This is a genomic window from Pseudomonas sp. P4_C4 (assembly GCF_056402055.1).
Genome location: NZ_JBFUID010000012.1, coordinates 81964 through 103837, shown reverse-complemented (window position 1 = coordinate 103837; position 21874 = coordinate 81964). Strand labels below are relative to the sequence as shown.

Genomic DNA, 21874 nt, shown 5'->3' with positions numbered 1-21874 from the left:
CCCTCCCCGCATCCCCGCGCTCTGTTCCGTTTCCCTAGCGCACAATCGGAAGTCCGGCTTTCGCTGCTTCCGTTTGTCTTCAAAGGCACGGCCCGCGTGACGTACAGCCGGTTTCGCTGATTTGGGATGGTGACCTTTAAGAACGAAAAATCGGAACTGAGCTTCCAGGGTTTAGCGCCGCGGAGCGGGTGAGAAAAAACGCCCTAATCGCCCGGAAACAGGGCGTTTGGCAAGGCTATCTGACATGCGAAAAAGCGGAGAAAGGAAGAGAAATATCAGACAGGATTGGTGCCAAAGGCAGCGCGAAAAGGGGCCAAAAGCGGCGCGAACTCACAGATAATCGAAATCCTCAGTGGGGCAAAAAGTGGGGCAAAAATCAGCTCCGCGCAAAAACAATAAATCATAAAAAAATCCAGTCACCGCTAAGTGACTGGATTTCTTTAAGAATAAATGGTCGGGACGGAGTGATTCGAACACTCGACCCCTAGCACCCCATTTAAGAGGGCAGAGAAATATTTAATTTTTTCTGCCGGCTGTGGTTGGCTTGTAAATAAAAAACCCGACACGAAGGCCGGGTTACCCACCCTCTCCGAGACGCAGCCCCCAAATGAGAGGGATGGAGAGCTGACAAGAGAGTGTGGGGGGCAAGATATTGCCAAATGGTGCTCTCCTGCACAATAAAAAATCCGACTCAAGGGCAGCATATCGTGATCATTAGCCCGTAGAAATCAGATGCAGACCGTCATTTTTCGAGTTTCTCCCGATGCCTCAGGTGGCATGTGAAGTCCAGCCCTCCAGTGGCAACTCGAAGAACAACAAACGCCCATCAGAAGCACTCAACTGTAACGGTAACATCCTTTGCCACCGCTCGAAGTTAACACCTCAGCTTGAGCCCAGAGCACTGCACACGAACCCCGTGGTCACGTCGAAATTATCCGGAGTGAGGACATCAATTGGCGAACGACCTTTTAATCGCTACCCCAACGAAGCATAACTGGCACGCCTACTTCATTGCGCCACGTTTTACTTTTAACCGAGTGACATTCTCGCCGGCCTGATTCGCAAACTCGTGATGGGTGACATGCTCCTGAAGATTGGCCTCAAGGTACCGGCTCCACCAGTTCATGATCAGCCTGCGCTCTTCAATGAACTCTGCCTTGTGAATGTAGGCGGCACGAACGCTGTTCCGCTCTCGATGGCTCATCTGTCTTTCAATAGCAGTCTCTGACCACATCCCTGACTCAACCAGTGCGCTGCATGCCATTGAGCGGAAGCCGTGACCACAGATCTCGGTCTTGGTGTCGTACCCCATAGTGCGCAACGCTTTGTTCACGGTGTTTTCTGACATCGGCTTCCAGGCCCTAGCATCACCGGCAAATACCAGGTCGAATGTGCCAGTGAGGGTGTGGATCTGTTCAAGCACGGCCACAACTTGCGGCGATAAAGGCACAAGATGAACATCGCCCGCCATTTTCGTCCCCCGCGTTGAATGGCGTACGTCCTCTAGCTCCGGCCGAGTATCCGGGATCTCCCATACGCCACGCTTGAGGTCGAACTCACACCAGCGAGCGAAACGTAATTCACTCGAGCGAACAAACACGTGCAGCGACAGCATGAGCGTTAGCCGGGTCAGCTCTCGGCCCTTGTAGGCATTGATTCGTGCCAGCAATTCAGGCAGGCGTGATAGGGGCAATGCAGGCCGATGGGAGACTCGCGGCGCTTTGATCAAGCCCTGAAGATCGTACGCAGGGTTCATCGGAATAAGACGAAGGCGTTTTGCCTCACGCATAATACTTTGCAGGTATCTTTGTACCCTTAAGGCGACGTCAATCGTTCCACGTTTTCTGATCGCCTCCAAAGGTTGCATCAGATCATAAGTATCGAGATCAGCAATCGCGCGAGCACCGATAAACGGGAACACATAGTTATTCAGACGGTTGAACACATTTTTGGAATGGTCTGGTGTCCATCTGGCCGACATGTTCTTGTGCCAGTCCAACGCAACGCTTTCAAAAGTACGGCCGTTAACAGTTTTGGCTTTACGCTTGTTCTCGACGGGATCAATGCCGTCTGCGAGCATCCGCTTCGCATCTAAACGCTTCTGGCGAGCTTCGGCCAGGCCAATCACGGGATAGCTGCCGAGGGAGGTCAACCCCTCCCGGCCGTCAGGCTTTACATACCTGAGACGCCAGCCTTTACGGCCATTGGGTTGAATTAGGAGATAGAGACCGTCGCCGTCGAAAAGCTTGTAGGGACGGTCCGTTGGCCTTGCTAAACGGCAAGCAGCGTCGGTAAGCGGAGCAGTTGTGCGCGACATAAGGGTATCATCCTTAATCGAACCAAAGACTACCCCTAACTCTACCCTCTAAATGACTGGAATCCAGAAGAATGGACGAGAATCCGACGGAATGCTAAAACGAAAAAACCCGCCAGAAGGCAGGTTTTTCAAGGCTTCCAAAGAATTTAAAAGCGCTCAGTGGAATGCAAGATGGTGCCCGAAGCCGGAATCGAACCGGCACGCCCTTACGAGCGGGGGATTTTAAGTCCCATGCGTCTACCAGTTTCGCCATTCGGGCGGTAGCGCGGTGAAGCGTCCAGGTTCTGTCAAATAACGATCTGGCAGTTCTGACGCTTGTGCAGCAGAGGTGGAAATATATACATCCCGCCCCGGTGAAGCAAGTTCGCAAATACCCTTTTCAAGACTAAATCTTGCAGGCTACTGCAAATAAAAAAGCTCCGTAAATCATAGATCTACGGAGCTCGTTTATTAGTGGAGGCCGAGGTCGGAATCGAACCGGCGTAGGCGGATTTGCAATCCGCTGCATAACCATTTTGCTACTCGGCCTCAAAACATTTGGTATCTAGTAGCGCGACATCAAATGCGTACAAACTTGGAGCGGGAAACGAGACTCGAACTCGCGACCCCGACCTTGGCAAGGTCGTGCTCTACCAACTGAGCTATTCCCGCGTCTTGGTGTGGCGCATTCTATAGAATCCAGAAGCCCCGTCAACCCTTTGATTCAAAAAAGTTTTATTTCTTTTCAACGTCGGTCTTCAGATGTGGCCAGGCAGCCCGCAGGTACTGGACCATCGACCACAAAGTCAGGCCAGCCGACACCATCAGCAAGGTGTAGCCCAGCAAGACCCAGAAACTGAACTCCTTGGGATTGGCCAGCAGGATCACCAGCGCCAGCATTTGCGCGGCGGTTTTCCATTTGCCCAGGTTCGATACGGCGACGTGGGCACGAGCACCCAGTTCGGCCATCCATTCGCGCAGCGCCGAGACGACAATCTCGCGACCGATGATCACGGCAGCAGGCAGCGTGAGCCACAGGTTTCCGTGTTCCTGCACCAACAGTACCAGTGCAACCGCAACCATAAGCTTGTCGGCAACCGGATCGAGGAAAGCCCCGAACGGTGTGCTTTGTTCCAGACGGCGGGCCAGGTACCCGTCCAGCCAGTCGGTGGCGGCAGCGAATGCGAAGACCGAGGCGGAGGCCAGGTAGCTCCACTGGTAAGGCAGGTAGAACAGCAAAATGAAGATCGGTATGAGTAGAACGCGTAGAACGGTAATCAGATTAGGGATATTCATCGGCACAACTGGCTACGAGGTGAGGGGGCATTCTACTCGCTGTGCAGATTTGCATAAATCAACTCTGCGAGCTTTTTACTGATCCCGGGGGCTTTGGCAATTTCTTCGATGCTTGCACGAGACAGCTCCTGCAATCCACCAAAATGTTTCAACAAATCCCGCCGACGTGTGGGTCCGACGCCGGCGACGCCCTCCAGTGTAGATGTCCGACGGGTTTTTCCACGCCGGGCGCGGTGCCCGGTGATGGCAAACCGGTGGGCTTCGTCGCGAATCTGCTGGATCAGGTGCAACGCGGGAGAATCGCCGCGCAACGTGAACTCATGTGCAGCGTCGTTCAGGTACAGGGTTTCGAAACCGGCCTTGCGCGTCGCACCTTTTGCCACGCCCAGCAGAATCAGGTCGGGTACGGCCAATTCATCGAGTACGTCGCGGGCCATGGACAACTGGCCTTTACCGCCATCCACCAACAGGATATCCGGCAGTTTGCCCTCCCCGTCCTTCAGCTTGCTGAAGCGTCGGGTCAACGCCTGATGCATCGCCGCGTAGTCATCGCCGGCCGTAACGCCCTCGATGTTATACCGGCGGTAATCGGATTTGATCGGGCCTTCGGGGCCGAAGACCACGCAGGACGCCACCGTCGCCTCGCCACTGGAATGACTGATGTCGTAGCACTCAAGTCGTTGAGGAGGCTCATCCAGCTTCAGCACCTCGGCCAGCGCATCGAAGCGTGCCGTAATGTGCTGACGATTCGCCAGGCGCGCACTCAGTGCCTGCTCGGCATTGGTCACCGCCAATTGCTGCCAGCGCGCCCGCGTACCACGCACACGATGGCTGATGGTCAGTTCACGACCGCGCAACTCGTCGATGGCGGCGATCAGTGTTGGAAAGTCGTCGTGGACCACATTGACGATCAGTTCACTTGGCAAGTCGCGCTCAGGACTGCTGATAAAATACTGGCCGAGAAATGCGGCCATGACTTCGCTAACGTCTTCTTCAATACCAACCTGAGGGAAGAAGTTCTTGCTTCCCAGTACCCGCCCGCCCCGCACGCTGATCAAGTGAACACAGGCACCGCCCGGGTTGACGAAGGCGGCAATCACATCGACGTCCCCGGTCCCGCCTTCCATGCTCTGCTGATCCTGAACCCGGCGCAGTAACGCAATCTGGTCCCGCAACTCGGCTGCTCGTTCGAACTCGAGATTGATCGCCGCCTCTTCCATCCCGGCGGACAACTCGTCTGTCAGAGCATTGCTGCGCCCTTCAAGAAACATCACCGAGTGGCGCACATCTTCCGCATACACCTGGGGCTCCACCAGCCCGACGCAGGGCGCCTTGCAGCGCTTGATCTGGTATTGCAGGCAAGGACGGGTGCGATTCTTGTAAAAACTGTCTTCGCATTGCCGAACGAAAAACGTCTTTTGCAGCAGGCTCAGGCTTTCGCGAATCGCGCCAGCGCTCGGGTAAGGACCGAAATATTTACCCTTGGCCTTTTTCGCGCCGCGATGAATGCTCAGTCGCGGAAACTCTCCGTCGGAGAGAAAGACGTAGGGGTAGGATTTATCGTCGCGCAGCAGGATGTTGTAGGGCGGACGCCATTCCTTGATCAGCGTCTGCTCAAGCAGCAAGGCTTCGGTTTCGTTGGCCGTGATCGTCGTTTCGATCTGGGCGATACGCGCTACCAGTGCGGCGGTCTTGGGGGCGAGCCCGGTCTTGCGAAAGTAACTCGACAGGCGATTCCTGAGGTTTTTCGCCTTGCCGACGTAGAGCAAACGCGCTTCGCTGTCGAACATGCGGTACACGCCGGGGCGCCCGCTAACGGTGGACAGAAAGGCGCTCGGATCAAAGGTTTCGGTCATTTTCAGAGGCTGGCGTCGACCATACCGTGACGAACCGCCAACAGCGTCAATTCGACATCACTGCTGATCGAAAGCTTTTCGAAGATGCGATAACGGTAGGTGTTCACGGTTTTCGGGGACAGGCACAACTTATCGGAAATGATCTGTACTTTCTGGCAGCCGACGATCATCAGCGCGATCTGGATTTCCCGCTCCGACAAGGCATCGAAAGGCGAATCGTTGGTGGGCTGGAAGGACTTGATCGCCAGCTGCTGGGCAATTTGCGGGCTGATGTAGCGTTGTCCGGCGAATACCAGGCGGATGGCCTGGACCATTTCCGGCAAACCCGCCCCTTTGGTCAAGTACCCTGCCGCCCCTGCCTGCAACAGCCGCGTAGGAAACGGGTCCTCTTCACACACGGTCACCGCGACGACTTTGATATCCGGATGACTGCGCAATAATTTGCGAGTGGCTTCAAGACCGCCGATACCCGGCATCTTGACGTCCATCAGCACCACATCGGGTTTCAGCTCACGCGCCTTGAGCAGGGATTCCTCTCCCGACTCGGCTTGGCCGACTACTTGCAGGCCATCGATGTCAGCCAGCATTCGTGTAATGCCTGTACGAACGAGATCATGGTCATCGACTACTAGCACCCTAATCAAGCAGACACCTCGCAATATGGTCTTATTGGATTGCCAGACACCTTAGCAAAAAGCATCTGGCAGACCTAGCGGAAAGCGTCAGATTAAAAGTTTCAATTCATCTTGAAAGGCTTGTTGCAAGCGTGTTGCAGCAATCCCGATCGGAGAAATCCAGCTGCATCCTCAAGAAACATTCGTCCTTGCCCACCACCCTTAATCCCTTGCGCCCGTACAACGCTTGCGCCGGGTTGTTTTCGAAAACCGTCAGGCGCAACGCCGGACGCCGCTCCTTGCACGCCAGAGCCAGCACCTGATCGATCGCCCAGGTTCCAGTGCCCTGCCCACGAAACGCTTCGACAATATGCAATTCGCGGATGTACAAGGCTCTGGCATCACGGCTCAGACTGACATAACCCAGGACATTTTCGCCGCATACGATCAACCGGTTGTCGCGCCCTGCCCAGGCCACATCAAACGCCTCGTCCTGCCACAGCAGATCATGCTGAATGTAGTAGCGCAGCATGCCACTACAGGTCAGTTCGCGGGCGAACTTCAGGTCATCAGGCGATGCCGGACGCCATTGACGCTCCATCATTCCAGCTCCACTGCAAGGGACAGTACCGTCATGAGGCGTCCTTGTGACGATGTGTTTTTTGTTGAGGCGCAGAGTGTGTCACAACCTTCGGGGCACTCAAGCGATAGAAAGCGGGGTCGTTGGCCGATAGCATTTTCTGATTGAATCTGCGTACCGGCCTCTAGTAAGCTCGACCCATCCATCGGAGACAGACCATGTTCAACACCCTCTTACAGCCTCGTACCGCCAGCGCCCTGCGCTCGGTTGCGGCTGCCCGGGTGAACGACGGTTGTGCTCCGGTCAGCTTTTATTTTGGGTATTGGTTTAGCCACTGGCGCGCCTGATACCCACACGGCGCCCACTTTAAACGGGTCGCCACCAGAGAATTCTCAACCCCCGGTCGGCCTCCCGACCGGGGGTTTTGTTTTTTTCAGTCCTAACACTTTTAGCCACACACCAGACATTTAGAGGATTCAGCACATGAACTACGCCACTGATTACCGTTACGACAGTTTTACCGCCTGGCGATTTACCACCCTCCGCTCGGGACAGCCTGCCGCCTCCGATCGGTCACCCACAGGTGGCAAGCACACACACGCAGCCAATCTGGCCAATTGTCGAACACCCCAGTAGGGCCGAGCGCGCGGGCACAAACCCGCCACCAGCCCAGGAAGCCTTGAATATGAATTCGTCCGTCTCCGCACTGCCGCTGTCCACCATGAGCCCTGCCAATGAAGCGCTGACCCTGCGCCTGCCCAGCTCATTGCAACTCAAACAGCAATTACCCCTCAGCAATGCCCTGTCCCGGCAAGTCACCGCCCACCGCCAGGCGGTTCGCGCGATCCTCAACCGCGAAGACTCCCGCTTGCTGGTCATCGTCGGCCCATGCTCGATACACGATCCCAAGTCAGCCCTCGAATACGCTGGCAACCTTGCCCGCCTCGCCGCCGAAGTCAGCGACGAAATGCTGCTGGTGATGCGCGCCTACGTCGAAAAACCCCGTACCACGGTTGGCTGGAAAGGCCTGGCCTACGACCCACACCTGGATGGCAGCGATGACATGGCCGCTGGCCTGACGCTATCCCGCGAGCTGATGTGCGAAATGCTCCGCCTGGGCCTGCCCGTTGCCACTGAACTGCTGCAACCGATGGCGGCCGGCTACTTCGACGATCTGTTGAGCTGGGTGGCGATTGGCGCCCGGACCACGGAGTCGCAGATCCATCGGGAAATGGCCAGCGGCCTGGGGATGCCGGTCGGTTTCAAGAACGGAACTGACGGCGGTGTCGGTGTCGCCAGCGACGCCATGCGTTCCGCCGCCCATCCCCATCGCCATTTCGGTGTCGATAGCCAGGGACATCCGGCGATCATTCAAACCCCGGGCAATGCGGACACTCACCTGGTATTGCGCGGCGGCCATCGCGGGCCGAACTACGACAGCGCCAGCGTTGTCCAGGTAAACAGCGACCTGACCAGGCTCAAAATTCCGGCTCGAATCATGGTCGATTGCAGTCACGCCAATAGCGGCAAAGACCCGTTGCGCCAGCCAGCCGTGTTCAAGGATGTACTTGAACAGCGTCTGCAAGGTGACCGTTCGCTGATCGGCATGATGATCGAGAGCCATTTGTTCGAGGGCTGCCAGCCGTTGAGTTCGTCATTGCAATACGGTGTGTCAGTGACTGATGGCTGCCTCGGTTGGGCCGGGACAGAACGACTGTTGCTTGATGCGGCAGATCGGCTGCGGGCATCAAACAACGCCCGATAATTGGCATCATCCTTTCGCCCTCCGGCCTTCATGCGAAGACTGGAGGGCAAATGGCAATCAATGCCCCATCAGGGACTGCACCTGAACCAGTGTCACTCCGGATTGCTGGCGGGTGCCGTCAAGGCGCTCGACTGAATAGGAAACACGGATCGCGGAATCTCGATGCTCCCTCCAGAACCGGTAGGGAACGATGAACACCAACGGCTCGCCCGCAGTGTCTCTGGTTACTTCGCGCTCGTTACAGTGATTGAATTTCTCCCCGTCGCATCTCAGGTAAATCAGTTCACCTTTATCAGCCCTGGCGTTTTCGATGACGACAGTCACGCCATCCTGTGCATCATGCAGATCCACCCAACCTTCGTCGGCCTCCAGCACAATGGGCCCTGGCAGTGGTCGCCGTTCCAGGATGTCAACCATCAGTGCCGTCACTTCAGAGTAACGAGGCCCCTGACCTGCTTGCTTGACGCAATAATCGATGGAAACGGAGGAGCCCAGATTCGACGCAATGCACTCCGGGCTGACCCAAAACGACAGCTCCTCCCCCACAGCAAAGGACTCGACCTTGAGTGCATCACTGAAACTTCCTTCGACCGAAACGCCAGCCCAGGCCAGCAATACCCAGTCGCCCGCCGCCATGCGTGCATAGGGTTTGATCGTAACGATCGCCCCTTCTTTCACCCGATCCGGATCAAGCGTTCTACCCACCGCGTCGTTCACTGTCGCAGGCAACAGGTCGGATTGCACATCACCCACACTCAGTTGCAAACGGTGGGAGTGCAAGGGCTCGGCAAAACGGGTGCTCGTGAGTGAGTAACTGATTTCGAGTGAACCACCGTCAAGCGTCGCAATATGTGCGCTAACCACGGCAAAGATCATGTCCTCGCCGACCCGGTCCTCAGTGACAAAGCGCGCGACCTGATGATTGCAGGCGACGCCATCGGCATCCAGACCCGCCCAACTCAATAGCAATTTGTCGCCGCAAGTCATGCCCGGATAAGGCTGGACCCTGATGACGGCTTTTCTGTCAGAGGGGTTCAGAACGCCGTTTTCCGCCTGTTCAAGAATTGGAGGTGGTAATGGTTGCTGCGCGAGATTCAAGGTATCGGGTTCATAAACAGTCATTCATTCGCTCCAGTCCTTGGAATAAACACCGAACAGGTGGCCGGCTTTGGATGACGACTATTTAACCTCACGGCAAACAGCCGCGATGTCGGCCTCTCACCCCGGCTCACTCGGAAAATCGATACATACGAAGTAGGTCTTTGATCAGCAGCAACCTGATTGCCGTGAAAAGTCATCAATTTATTCCGACTAAGGCCTCAGCCGCTCCTGAGCATTCGCACTTGTTCTATTCCGCTTTCCGCAAGTTTCGGCGGACTTTTCATACATCGCGCCAACCACGAGTGTTTTAGAGTGAAACGCCATGCAGTCCCAACGAACTTCTGTGCAAAGGTATGAACATGCAAAGGAATGCAAGCACTTGTTATCCAATACTGCTGGCCCACGGCCTTTTCGGCTTCGAAAGAATCGGCAAATTCGAACTCTTTCACGACATCAGGCAGGCGCTGAGGAACGCCGGAGCAAGGGTGTTCGTCCCCTACTTGTCGGCCACCCATGACAACGAGGTACGCGGTGACCAATTGCTCACGCAGATCGAGCGGGTACTTGAAGGAACCGGTGCACGCAAAGTCAACCTCATAGGTCATGGCCAGGGCGCACTGACCGCACGTTATGCCGCAGCGATCGCGCCACACAGCGTGGCGTCGGTGACCTCCGTCAGCGGGCCGAATCATGGTTCGGAACTGGCCGATTTCCTGCGCAAGGCATTGACACCAGGCAGTCTGCCGGAACAGGTGGCCGAGACGGTGGTGACCCTGTTCACCGACTTCCTGGCAGCATTAAGCGATAATCAGTACCAACCGAAAAACGCCATTGCGGCCCTCAATGCGCTGACCACCGAAGGCGTAGGAGCATTCAACGACAAATACCCGCAAGGGCTGCCCACCATCTGGGGTGGCAAGGGGCGCGAACGGGTCAACGGTGTGCGTTACTACTCGTGGAGCGGCGTGCTGCAGTCGAATGTTCTCGAAGCAGGGCTCGATGCGTTCGATCCGCTCAACGCGTTCTGCCGGGCCCTTTCCGGTTATTTCGTCACGGAAAGCGAGCAGAACGACGGGTTGGTCGGTCGCTTCAGTTCCCATCTGGGTACGGTTATCCGCTCCGACTATGCGCTGGATCATCTGGACACCATTGGTCAACCGACCGGCCAGTTGCGCACAGGTGTCGACCCGATCGAACTGTATGTCCAGCATGCCAAACGCTTGAGAGACGCTGGCCTTTGAGGTGCCACCTGCCGTGATCCCGTGTGGAACGGAACTTTGAGGAGAAATAGCTCACGGAATCCGGTAGGCTCAGCGCTTTATCGAATATTGAAAGGAGAATTTTTCCATGGCTAAAGCCACTGCCCGTCACATCCTTGTTGCCTCGCAAGAAAAGTGCAACGAACTCAAGGCCCAAATCGAGGCTGGCACCGATTTCGCTGAAGTTGCCAAGGCAAACTCCACTTGCCCTTCCAGCCGCCAGGGCGGTGACCTGGGTTCGTTCGGCCCGGGCCAGATGGTCAAGGAATTCGACACCGTGGTTTTCAGCGCACCAATCAACGTGGTTCAGGGCCCGGTCAAGACCCAGTTCGGTTTCCACCTGCTGGAAGTGACCAGCCGCCAGGACTGATCGACGCTTGAGTTACTCTCACAACGGCCCGCCTTTTGGTGGGCCGTTGTGTTTCAGGTGCGTAATTCGGCTGGCGAGGGACGCGCCGCTAGCGTACAAATTGTCGTTAACGACCACCCGGCTCCAAGGCTGACAATGCGACTGGCTTTCCCTACCTTGTTATTCACTGCCGTGACCCTGCTGATGGCTGCCGCGGGTGTGAATGCAGCACCGCAACCGGCAATGACCGTGTACGGCGAACCGGCGAAATACCCTGCCGGCTTCAGTCATTTCGCCTACACCAACCCGCAGGCCCCCAAGGGCGGCACGATGCGGCGCTCGGCGATCGAAATCGGTCAGTTCGACCACGTTTTGCCTTACATCGACAAAGGCATCGGCGTCACACAGATCGACGGTTTGCTCTATTCACCACTGGCCCAACGTTCACTGGACGAGCCTTACACCGTGTACGGTCTGGTGGCAGAGAAGATGGAGCGCTCCGAGGACGGCCTGTCCCTGCGCTTTTACCTCAACCCCAAGGCGCGTTTTGCCGATGGCAAACCGATTACCGCCTCAGACGTGCGTTACACCTTCGACCTGCTGATGACCCAGGGCAGCCTGCGTTACCGCACCCAGTTCGCCGACGTCAAAAGCGTCGAAGTGGAATCGCCACTGACCGTGCGCTTTGATTTCAAGAACAACGAAAATCGCACCCTGCCCCTGGATATCGCGACCTTGCCGGTGTTTCCCGAACACTGGTGGAAGAGCCGCGATTTCGCCGGTGGCGGCGGCTATGAAGCGCCGTTGGGCAGCGGCCCCTATAAAGTCGGCAAGATCGATTCCGGACGCAGCATCACCTTCGAGCGCAATCCCGATTGGTGGGGCAAGGACCTGCCGGTCAGTCGTGGCCTGTACAACTTCGATCACTTCAGCATCGAGTACTTCGGCGATACCGACGTGGCGCGCCAGGTCCTGCGCGGCGGCGCCTTTGACTACAACCGGGAATTTTCCGCCACCGGCTATTCCATCGGCTACGACAGCCCGGCCCTGAGCGACGGTCGCCTGCAAAAGGCCCACCTCGCCACCGAGGCACCGCAGCCGGCCCAGGGTTTTGTGTTCAATCTGCAAAAGCCCATGTTCCAGGACCGTCGCGTGCGCCAGGCGCTGGTGATGTTGTGGGACTTCGAGTGGAGCAACCGGCAGATGATGCGTGACATGTACATCCGCCAGCAGAGCTTCTTTTCCAACACCGACCTCGCGGCCCGGCAACTGCCGGATGCCGGTGAGCTGGCGATTCTCGAACCGCTGCGCGGGCAGATTCCCGACGAAGTCTTCACCCAGGTGTTCGAAGCACCGAAGACCGATGGCAGCGGCGTGATTCGCGACAAGCAGCTGCAAGCCCTGGACTTGCTCGAACAGGCCGGCTGGAAACCCGTTGGCGACCAACTGGTCAATGCCGACGGCGAGCCGCTGAGCTTCACCTTCCTGGTCAGTCAGAACGGCATGGACCGCCTGCTGCTGCCCTATAAGCGCACCTTGAAACAGATCGGCATCGACCTGAACATCCGCCGCATCGACTCGTCCCAGTACGTCAATCGCCTGATGAACCGCGACTACGACATGATCGTCACCGGCTACCCTGTCACCACCTCTCCGGGAAACGAACTGCTCAATTATTTCGGCTCGGCGGCAGCCACCGACCCTGGTTCCAACAACTACATGGTGTTGAAGAACCCGGCGGTGGACACGCTGATCACCGGGCTGATCCGCGCCAATACCCAGGCTGACATGCTGCATTACGCCCATGCCCTGGATCGGGTGCTGCAATGGAATTACTACTGGATTCCCAACTATTACCCGCCGGGCACCTCGACGGTGTGGTGGAACCGCTTTGGCATCCCGAACGTGCAGGCGAGCAATGACGAAGCCATCGAGAGCTGGTGGGAGATGAGCACCACGCCATTGACCAACCAACAGATGACGGCCGAGCGTATCAGCCGTGGCAAACCCGGAGGGCCGCACTGATGTGGGCTTACATATTGCGGCGCCTGCTGCTGATCATTCCGACGCTGGTGATCATTCTCCTGGTCAACTTTGTCATCGTCCAGGCAGCGCCGGGCGGGCCGGTCGAACAGGCCATCGCACACCTGCAAGGCATTGGCGGCGCCGCAGTCGGCGGCGGTTCCGGCGAAGCCATGAGTGGCAAGTCCCGGGCCAGTCGCGGGCTCGATCCGCAGCTGATCAAGGACATTGAAAAACAGTACGGCTTCGATAAACCGGCACACGAACGCCTCTGGCTGATGCTCACCAGCTACGCGCGCCTGGACTTCGGCAAGAGCTTCTTCCGCGGTGCCACCGTCACCGACCTGATCCTCGAAAAAATGCCCGTGACCATTTCCCTCGGGCTTTGGGCGACGCTGATCACCTATCTGGTGTCGATTCCCCTGGGCATCCGCAAGGCCGTGCACCATGGCAGCCAGTTCGACATCTGGAGCAGTACCGCGATCATCATCGGCTATGCCATGCCGGCGTTCCTGTTTGCGATGTTCCTGATCGTGGTCTTTGCCGGTGGCACTTCGCTGAACTGGTTCCCGGTTCGCGGGCTGGTCTCGGACAACTTCGAATCGCTGTCGACCATAGGCAAAGTGGCCGACTACTTCTGGCATCTGGTGTTGCCGGTGACCGCGCTGGTGATCGGCGGTTTCGCCACGCTGACCATCCTGACCAAGAACTCGTTCCTCAATGAAATCACCCGCCAGTACGTGGTCACCGCCCGGGCCAAGGGTTTGAGTGAACGGCGGGTACTGTATGGACACGTATTCCGCAACGCCATGCTGCTGGTGGTGTCGGGCATACCCCAGGCCTTTATCAGTGTATTTTTTGCCGGCTCCCTGCTGATCGAAGTGATCTTCTCCCTCGACGGCCTGGGCCGCATGAGCTACGAAGCGGCGGTATCCCGGGACTATCCGGTGGTGTTCGGTTCGCTGTTCATCTTCACCCTGTTCGGCCTTTTGATAAAACTGGTCGGCGACCTCTGCTACACCCTGGTCGACCCGCGTATCGACTTTGCCGCGAGGAACGCCTGATGCTCAAGCTTTCACCGCTGGCGCGTCGGCGCTTCGAGCGCTTCAAGAGAAACCGCCGGGGCTGGTGGTCGCTCTGGCTGTTTGTCGGCCTGTTCCTGATGACCCTGGGCGGCGAACTGATCGCCAACGACAAACCGCTGATGGTCAGCTATCAAGGCCAGTGGTACTTCCCGGTCTTCAAGCGCCACACCGAACTGGAGTTCGGCGGGCATCTGCCGTTCCAGGCCGACTACCGCAGCGACTACGTGCAGAAGTTGATCAAGAAGGACGGTGGCTGGTTGCTGTTTCCGCCGATTCCGTTCAGTGACGACACGCCCAACTATGACCTGGATAAACCCGCCCCCAGCCCGCCCTCCAGCGTCAATTGGCTGGGCACCGACGACCAGGCACGGGACGTTCTGGCCCGGGTGATCTTCGGTGCCCGGGTGTCGATCCTGTTTGCCTTGATGCTGACCTTTGTCAGTGCCCTGATCGGCATCGCGGCCGGGGCCCTGCAAGGCTATTACGGCGGCTGGGTGGATTTGCTCGGCCAGCGCCTGCTGGAGGTGTGGTCCGGGTTGCCGGTGCTGTATCTGCTGATCATCCTGTCGGGCTTCGTCGAGCCGAATTTCTGGTGGCTGCTGGGGATCATGGCGCTGTTTTCATGGCTGGCCCTGGTGGACGTGGTGCGCGCCGAGTTCCTGCGCGGGCGCAACCTGGAGTACGTCAAGGCCGCGCGCGCGCTGGGCCTGACTGACCGCAAAGTCATCGTGCGGCACATTCTGCCCAACGCCATGAACGCGACCTTGAGCTACTTGCCGTTCATTCTCACCGGGGCGATTTCCACCCTGACGGCGCTGGACTTCCTCGGCTTCGGCATGCCTGCGGGCAGCGCTTCCCTGGGCGAACTGATCGGCCAGGGCAAGCAGAACCTGCAAGCGCCGTGGTTGGGCCTGACGGCGTTCTTCACCCTGGCGCTCATTCTTTCTTTACTGGTGTTCATTGGCGAAGCGCTGCGCGACGCTTTTGATCCCCGCTCTTGATGCGGATGTTGATATGACCAACCTGATCGAAATCCGTGACCTCAGCGTGGCCTTCAGCGGCCAGACCGTGGTGCGCAATCTGTGCCTGGACATCCGCCCCGGCGAATGCCTGGCGCTGGTGGGTGAATCGGGCTCGGGCAAGTCGGTGACGGCCCACTCGATCCTGCAACTGCTGCCACAAACCGATACCGAGACGACGGGCAGCATCCGCTATCGCGGCCAGGAACTGGTGGGCGCCGATGCCGGCAAGTTGCGAAAACTGCGCGGCAATCGCATCGCGATGATCTTCCAGGAGCCGATGACCTCCCTCAACCCGCTGCACAGCATCGAAAAGCAGATCGGCGAAACGCTGCTGGTGCACAAAGGCCTGGCGGGCAAGGCGGCGCAAGAGCGGATTCTTGAATTGCTGCACCTGGTGGGCATCCAGAAACCCGAGGAACGCCTCAAGGCCTATCCCCATCAATTGTCCGGCGGGCAGCGCCAGCGGGTGATGATCGCCATGGCCCTGGCGTGCGAACCGGAACTGCTGATCGCCGACGAACCGACCACTGCGCTGGATGTGACAGTGCAGCGCAAGATCCTGTTGCTGCTCAAATCCCTGCAACAGCGACTGGGCATGTCGCTGCTGCTGATCAGCCATGACCTCAACCTGGTACGCAGCATCGCCCAGCGCGTGTGCGTGATGAAGGCCGGGGAAATCGTCGAGCAGGCGCCTTGCGAAGTCCTTTTCACCGAACCGAAGCACCCTTACAGCTGCGTATTGCTGCACGCCGAACCCGAGGGCGAAGCCTTGCCCCGGGACGAGCGCGAAAACGTACTGGAGGTGGACAACCTGCAGGTGCGGTTTCCCGTCGGTGGCGGCCTGTTTCAACGCAAGACCTGGCTGCGCGCGGTCGATGGTATCAGCCTGAATATTCAGCGCGGCAAAACCCTGGGCATCGTCGGTGAGTCCGGTTCCGGCAAGTCCACGCTCGGTCAGGCGATTCTGCGTTTGCTCGACTCCGAAGGCAGCATCCGCTTTCAGGGCCAGGCGCTGGACGACCTGACGCAAAAACAGCTGCGACCGTGGCGCAAGAAAATGCAGGTGGTGTTCCAGGACCCCTTCGGCAGCCTCAGCCCAAGGATGTCCGTGGCGCAAATCATCAGCGAAGGCCTGGAAGTGCACAGCCAGTTGAGCACTGAAGAGTGCAATGCCGAAGTGATCCGGGCACTGAGTGAAGTCGGGCTCGACCCGCAAAGTCGCCATCGCTATCCCCACGAGTTCTCCGGGGGGCAACGCCAGCGCATCGCCATCGCCCGGGCGCTGGTGCTGAAGCCGGCGCTGATCCTGCTCGACGAACCGACCTCAGCGCTCGACCGCACGGTACAGAAACAAGTGGTCGCCCTGCTCCGCCAGCTTCAGGAAAAACACGGTTTGACCTACCTGTTCATCAGCCATGACCTGGCGGTGGTGCGCGCCCTGGCCCACGACATGATCGTGATCAAGGATGGCAAAGTGGTGGAGCGCGGCGCCAGCCATGAGGTGTTTGACTCACCTCAGCATCCGTACACCAAGGAGCTGTTGGCGGCGGCGATGTTGGGGCAGGCATAATCTGGCCGTTAGACCGCATCGCAGCCATCGTCGGAGCGCCGCCCGGAGCAGGCTCGCTCCCACAGGGGATTTGTCAACGACACAGATCAACTGTAGGAGCGGGCTTGCCCCGGGCGGCGCTCCGACGAAGAGGCCGGCACAGGCAAAACATAATCAGGATCAATACCGATGAACACCACCGAAAGCCTCAAGGACTACCAGCGCGTTCGCTTGCTGGCGATCCGCTCGTTGTTCGAGATCATCGAGCAGTCGAGCGAGGGCACGGTGATTGTCGATCGCGACGCCAACATCGTCTGGATGAATGAACGCTACGCCCGGCGCTTCGGCCTGCAATCGGCGGAAATTGCAATCGGCAAGCCCTGCGAAAGCGTGATCCCCGGCAGCCTGTTGCGTGAAGTGGTGCGCAGCGGCCGGCCGATTTTGCTGGATATGCAAGACACCCCCAAAGAGCCGCTGGTGGTCATGCGCCTGCCGATTCACGACGATGCCGGCATGGTGATCGGTGCCATTGGTTTCGCCCTGTTCGATGAATTGCGCAGCCTGTCGCCGATGCTCAAGCGCTACATGAGCATGCAGGAAGAACTGGCCTCCACCCGCTCGCTGCTGCGGGCGCGGCAGACCAAATACAACTTCGCCCATTTCATCGGCACCAGCACCGCCAGCCTGGAAGTCAAACGCCGCGCCCGGCGCAGTGCGAGTACCGAATCGCCGGTGCTGTTGCTTGGTGAAACCGGCACCGGTAAGGAGTTGCTGGCCCAGGCGATCCACAATGCCTCGCCCCGTGCACACAAGGCGTTTGTCAGTGTCAACAGCGCGGCGATTCCCGAATCGCTGCTGGAGGCCGAATTCTTCGGCACAGCCCCTGGCGCATTTACCGGTGCCGACCGCAAGGGCCGCGCCGGCAAATTGCAGATTGCCCAGGGCGGAACGCTGTTCCTCGATGAAATCGGCGACATGCCGCTGCCCCTGCAAAGCAAACTACTGCGAGTATTGCAGGAAAAGGAATTCGAGCCGGTGGGCTCCAACGAAGTGATCCAGAGCGATGTGCGGGTGATCGCCGCGACCTCGACCGACCTGGAAGCGGCCATCAAGCGCGGCGAATTCCGCGCCGACTTGTACTACCGCCTCAATGTGCTGCCGATCCAGGTTCCACCCCTGCGCGACCGCCTGGATGACGTGCCGGCGCTCAGTGAAGCCATTCTTGAGGAACTGCGCAGCCAGCATGAATTGCACCACGAGGCCCTGGAACTGTTGGGGCAACACGCCTGGCCGGGGAACATCCGGGAACTGCGCAATGTGCTGGAGCGGGCCGCACTGCTCAGTGATGACTTGCGCCTGACGGCGGCGGACATCCGCTCGGCGATTGGTACGTTCTCCCAGGTGGAGCGCGTGGCGCCCTTGACCATCGAACCGCTTGCCCATGAGACGTTCAGTGCGGCGCGGGAGCGATTTGACCGGCAATTGATTGAGTCCACCCTCGCGCAATGTGGGGGCAAGGTGGTCGATGCCGCAGCGCGGCTGGGGCTTGGCCGGTCGACGTTGTACAAGAAGATGGTGGCGTTGGGGATTGCTGAATCTCATTAAAGAGACACATATCTCGATTGATAGAAAGTCCATCGCGAGCAAGCTCGCTCCCACATTTGATCGCCTACTTCTTGAGTACACGGGCAACCTGTGGGAGCGGGCTTGCCCGCGATGAGGCCAGCACTGCCAAAGAAAGTCTCAAATCAGAGACAAAATCACCCGATAGAACCACCATTCTAAAAATATATCCTTATATTTCAACGACTTAACCATCTGGCACAAAACTCGCTATACGCCTCTCCTACCAGGCTTCACCCAACAAAAATAACAACCCAGGAGAGACACACGATGAGTGTGATCATTGCCTTGGCAGCCCTCGCGCTGCTGATGCTGGCTGCCTACCGTGGCTACAGCGTTATCCTTTTTGCCCCGATTGCCGCCCTCGGCGCTGTCCTGCTGACTGACCCGTCTGCCGTCGCCCCCGCTTTCACCGGGGTGTTCATGGAAAAAATGGTCGGTTTCATCAAACTGTATTTCCCGGTATTCCTGCTTGGCGCGGTGTTCGGCAAGCTGATCGAACTGTCCGGTTTCTCGCGCTCCATCGTCGCGGCGGCGATTCGCCTGCTCGGCACCCGCCAGGCGATGCTGGTGATCGTGCTGGTCTGCGCCCTGCTGACCTACGGCGGTGTGTCGTTGTTTGTGGTGGTGTTCGCGGTCTATCCGTTTGCCGCTGAAATGTTCCGCCAGAGCAACATCCCCAAGCGGCTGATCCCGGCGACCATTGCCCTGGGCGCCTTCTCGTTCACCATGGACGCCCTGCCCGGCACGCCACAAATCCAGAACATCATCCCCAGCACCTTCTTCAACACCACCGCGTGGGCGGCGCCGTGGCTGGGGGTGATCGGCACAATCTTCGTGTTCTGTGCCGGCATGCTGTTTCTCCAGCGTCAGCGCAACAAGGCCCAGCGTGCCGGTGAAGGCTATGGTTCTGACCTGCGTAACGAACCGGAAACCGCCGCCGACCTCAAGCTGCCCAACCCGTGGCTGGCGCTGTCGCCACTGCTGGCGGTGGGCATCATGAACCTGCTGTTCACCCACTGGATTCCGCAGGTGTACGGCAAGACCCACAGCCTCGCGCTGCCAGGCATGGCCGCGCCAGTGACCACGGAAATCGCCAAGCTCACGGCGATCTGGGCGGTCCAGGCAGCCTTGCTGGTCGGCATCCTCATGGTGCTGGCGTTCGGCTACAAGGCGATCAGCCGCAAGCTCGCCGAAGGCAGTAAAAGTGCAGTCAGCGGTGCCTTGCTGGCGGCGATGAACACCGCCTCGGAATACGGTTTCGGCGCGGTGATCGCGTCTTTGCCGGGCTTTCTGGTGCTGGCCGACTGGCTCAAGAGCATCCCCAACCCACTGGTCAACGAAGCGATTACCGTGACCCTGCTGGCCGGCATCACCGGTTCCGCCTCGGGTGGCATGAGCATCGCGCTGGCGGCGATGTCCGAGCAGTTCATCAGCGCCGCCCATGCGGCGAACATTCCGCTGGAAGTGCTGCACCGGGTCGCCGCCATGGCCAGCGGTGGCATGGACACCCTGCCGCACAACGGCGCCGTCATTACCCTGCTGGCGGTCACCGGGCTGACCCACCGCGAAGCTTACAAAGACATTTTCTGTATTACGCTGATCAAGACCCTGGCGGTTTTCGTAGTGATCGGCACCTTCTACGCCACTGGCATTGTGTGAGGTATTCATGACGACTCTTTCGGGCAAGACCGCACTGGTCACCGGTTCCACCAGCGGCATCGGCCTGGGGATAGCCCTCAGCCTGGCCAAGGCCGGGGCCAACCTGATCCTCAACGGCTTTGGCGATGCATCCAAGGTGATTGCCGAAGTCGAACAGTTCGGCGGCAAGGTCGGCCATCACCCGGCCGATGTCAGCGATCCGGCTCAAATTGCCGACATGATCGCCTACGCCGAGCGCGAGTTTGGCGGCGTCGACATTCTGGTCAACAACGCTGGCATTCAACACGTGGCAGCGGTGGATGAGTTCCCGGTGGAGCGCTGGGATTCGATCATCGCCATCAACCTGTCGTCGGTGTTCCACAGCACCCGTTTGAGCCTGCCGGGCATGCGCGCCAAGGGCTGGGGCCGGGTGATCAACATTGCTTCGGTACATGGCCTGGTCGGCTCGGTGGGCAAGTCAGCCTATGTCGCCGCCAAGCACGGGGTGATCGGCTTGACCAAAGTGGTCGCGCTGGAAACCGCGACCACCCAGGTCACCTGCAACGCGATCTGCCCAGGCTGGGTATTGACGCCACTGGTGCAGAAGCAAATTGATGATCGTGCCGCCAGAGGGGTTGACCCGCAGCAGGCGCAACACGATTTGCTCGCTGAAAAGCAGCCATCGTTGGAGTTCGTGACACCGCCGCAACTGGGTGAACTGGTGCTGTTTTTGTGCAGCGAAGCCGGCAGCCAGGTGCGGGGCGCGGCATGGAATGTTGATGGTGGGTGGTTGGCGCAGTGACCATCTGCTAGACCGCGTTATCGTTCATCGCGAGCAAGCTCGCTCCCACAGGATTTGTACCGTTCCCAAATTCGGCGTCAAACACAAAACCTGTGGGAGCGGGCTTGCCCGCGAAGGGGCCGGAACATTCAATACACCTGCCAGCAAAAAACGCTCAAGCCTGCACCACCTCGATCCCCAACGCCCGGTAGTCCTCGACATTGCCTGACGCCACATGCCGTTCGGTGATCAACGTGTGCACACGGTTACAAGGCGCTACGACAAAGGGCTCCACCGCACCGAGCTTGTCCGCGGTGGTGACGGCAATCACATGGGAAGCACAGTCGAGCATCGCCTGTTTCACCGGTACTTCATCGAAGTGCAGTGAGCTTAAGCCCACCTGCGGGTGAATCGCGCAGACCCCGGTAAACAGCAGATCGGCCTTGATGCCCGCCAGCAGCCGCAGGGTTTCGTGGCCGCTGGCCGACATCGTCGCCGGGTTGAGCTGGCCGCCGGCCAGGATCACCTTGATGCCTTGGTATTCGGACAAGGTAATGGCCGTCATCGGCGACGCGGTGATCGCGGTGATGGCGATGTCCGCCGGCAGCGAACGCGCAATCTGCAAGGTGGTGGTGCCGGAATCGAACACCACGATCTGACCGTCCTGCACCCGTCGCGCGGCCAGTTGCGCCAGATGGGTTTTCACCTCGTCGGTTTCGCTGATCCGGGTGAAATAGTCCTTGCCCGTATCCTTGGGCCGGGGCAACGCCCCGCCGTGCACCCGTTGCACCAGACCAGCGCTGGCCAGCTCCGCCAGATCGCGGCGGATGGTGTCCTCGGACACCGCGAAATGGTGGCTCATCTCCGAGGCCATGACCTTGCCGTCACGTTCTAGGATCAACAGGATTTTTTGCCGGCGCACCGATGGAAGTTCGGCAGCAGAATGGTTGTCGTGCATGTTTTTGCTCGTTTATGCATGTAACTGCGTGTTACACGAGAGTATCTGCAACCCGGAGCAAAAACAACGAACCGGCC

17 protein-coding genes and 3 tRNA genes are annotated in these 21874 nt (G+C 58.6%); 10 read left to right on the top strand and 10 right to left on the bottom strand.

Annotated features, from left to right (window positions below):
- Positions 1–1003 precede the first annotated feature (1003 nt).
- The 8 genes from AC1DXW_RS09285 to AC1DXW_RS09250 form a co-directional block, all read right to left on the bottom strand.
- Positions 1004–2317, bottom strand: coding sequence for a tyrosine-type recombinase/integrase (locus AC1DXW_RS09285; protein ID WP_477759963.1), 1314 nt, complete (start codon positions 2315–2317; stop codon positions 1004–1006).
- A 172-nt stretch (positions 2318–2489) separates the two neighbouring features.
- Positions 2490–2576, bottom strand: a tRNA-Leu gene (locus tag AC1DXW_RS09280).
- Between the two features lie 195 nt (positions 2577–2771).
- Positions 2772–2845: transfer RNA gene (locus AC1DXW_RS09275), tRNA-Cys, on the bottom strand.
- Positions 2846–2892: 47 nt separating this feature from the next.
- A tRNA-Gly gene (locus tag AC1DXW_RS09270) sits at positions 2893–2968 on the bottom strand.
- 63 nt (positions 2969–3031) lie between these two features.
- On the bottom strand, positions 3032–3592 hold the full coding sequence (gene pgsA, locus AC1DXW_RS09265) for a CDP-diacylglycerol--glycerol-3-phosphate 3-phosphatidyltransferase (protein WP_477756494.1): 561 nt from the start codon (positions 3590–3592) through the stop codon (positions 3032–3034).
- A gap of 32 nt (positions 3593–3624) precedes the next feature.
- Positions 3625–5448, bottom strand: a complete 1824-nt coding sequence (uvrC, locus tag AC1DXW_RS09260; RefSeq protein ID WP_477756493.1) for an excinuclease ABC subunit UvrC — start codon at positions 5446–5448, stop codon at positions 3625–3627.
- A gap of 2 nt (positions 5449–5450) precedes the next feature.
- On the bottom strand, positions 5451–6092 hold the full coding sequence (gene gacA, locus AC1DXW_RS09255) for a response regulator transcription factor GacA (protein WP_008015884.1): 642 nt from the start codon (positions 6090–6092) through the stop codon (positions 5451–5453).
- 97 nt (positions 6093–6189) lie between these two features.
- The gene (locus AC1DXW_RS09250; protein WP_477757092.1) at positions 6190–6663 is read right to left on the bottom strand and encodes a GNAT family N-acetyltransferase; all 474 of its coding nucleotides are present in this window, start codon (positions 6661–6663) and stop codon (positions 6190–6192) included.
- A 664-nt stretch (positions 6664–7327) separates the two neighbouring features.
- Between AC1DXW_RS09250 and AC1DXW_RS09245 the strand changes: the two genes are divergently transcribed.
- Complete coding sequence (locus AC1DXW_RS09245; RefSeq protein ID WP_477759962.1) at positions 7328–8407, top strand: 3-deoxy-7-phosphoheptulonate synthase; 1080 nt, start codon at positions 7328–7330, stop codon at positions 8405–8407.
- Between the two features lie 57 nt (positions 8408–8464).
- On the opposite strand, the gene AC1DXW_RS09240 is transcribed toward AC1DXW_RS09245, so the two are convergent.
- On the bottom strand, positions 8465–9529 hold the full coding sequence (locus tag AC1DXW_RS09240; RefSeq protein ID WP_477756368.1) for a hypothetical protein: 1065 nt from the start codon (positions 9527–9529) through the stop codon (positions 8465–8467).
- Positions 9530–9867: 338 nt separating this feature from the next.
- Here AC1DXW_RS09240 and AC1DXW_RS09235 point away from each other — a divergent pair, with 338 nt between their 5' ends.
- The 9 genes from AC1DXW_RS09235 (at position 9868) to AC1DXW_RS09195 (ending at position 20860) form a co-directional block, all read left to right on the top strand.
- Positions 9868–10749 carry an esterase/lipase family protein gene (locus AC1DXW_RS09235; protein WP_477756369.1) on the top strand — a complete coding sequence of 294 codons (882 nt, stop codon included), beginning with the start codon at positions 9868–9870 and terminating at the stop codon, positions 10747–10749.
- A 106-nt stretch (positions 10750–10855) separates the two neighbouring features.
- Positions 10856–11137: a peptidylprolyl isomerase gene (locus AC1DXW_RS09230; protein ID WP_477756370.1), complete on the top strand. Its 282-nt coding sequence runs from the start codon at positions 10856–10858 to the stop codon at positions 11135–11137.
- 135 nt (positions 11138–11272) lie between these two features.
- Positions 11273–13141: an extracellular solute-binding protein gene (locus AC1DXW_RS09225; RefSeq protein WP_477759961.1), complete on the top strand. Its 1869-nt coding sequence runs from the start codon at positions 11273–11275 to the stop codon at positions 13139–13141.
- Positions 13141–14202 (top strand): microcin C ABC transporter permease YejB, encoded by a 1062-nt coding sequence (locus AC1DXW_RS09220; protein ID WP_477756408.1) that lies wholly within the window; start codon positions 13141–13143, stop codon positions 14200–14202. Before AC1DXW_RS09225 ends, AC1DXW_RS09220 begins: the two co-directional genes overlap by 1 nt.
- A complete protein-coding gene (locus AC1DXW_RS09215) occupies positions 14202–15224 on the top strand; it encodes an ABC transporter permease (protein WP_477759960.1) in 1023 nt (340 codons plus the stop codon). Before AC1DXW_RS09220 ends, AC1DXW_RS09215 begins: the two co-directional genes overlap by 1 nt.
- A 13-nt stretch (positions 15225–15237) precedes the next feature.
- On the top strand, positions 15238–16815 hold the full coding sequence (locus AC1DXW_RS09210; protein WP_477759959.1) for an ABC transporter ATP-binding protein: 1578 nt from the start codon (positions 15238–15240) through the stop codon (positions 16813–16815).
- Between the two features lie 168 nt (positions 16816–16983).
- On the top strand, positions 16984–18399 hold the full coding sequence (locus AC1DXW_RS09205; protein ID WP_477756268.1) for a sigma-54 interaction domain-containing protein: 1416 nt from the start codon (positions 16984–16986) through the stop codon (positions 18397–18399).
- Between the two features lie 288 nt (positions 18400–18687).
- Entirely contained in the window at positions 18688–20079 is a 1392-nt protein-coding gene (locus AC1DXW_RS09200; RefSeq protein ID WP_150723644.1) for a GntP family permease, read from the top strand.
- A gap of 7 nt (positions 20080–20086) precedes the next feature.
- Entirely contained in the window at positions 20087–20860 is a 774-nt protein-coding gene (locus AC1DXW_RS09195; RefSeq protein WP_477759958.1) for a 3-hydroxybutyrate dehydrogenase, read from the top strand.
- A 154-nt stretch (positions 20861–21014) separates the two neighbouring features.
- On the opposite strand, the gene AC1DXW_RS09190 is transcribed toward AC1DXW_RS09195, so the two are convergent.
- Positions 21015–21797: a DeoR/GlpR family DNA-binding transcription regulator gene (locus AC1DXW_RS09190; protein ID WP_477756999.1), complete on the bottom strand. Its 783-nt coding sequence runs from the start codon at positions 21795–21797 to the stop codon at positions 21015–21017.
- Positions 21798–21874: the final 77 nt, after the last annotated feature.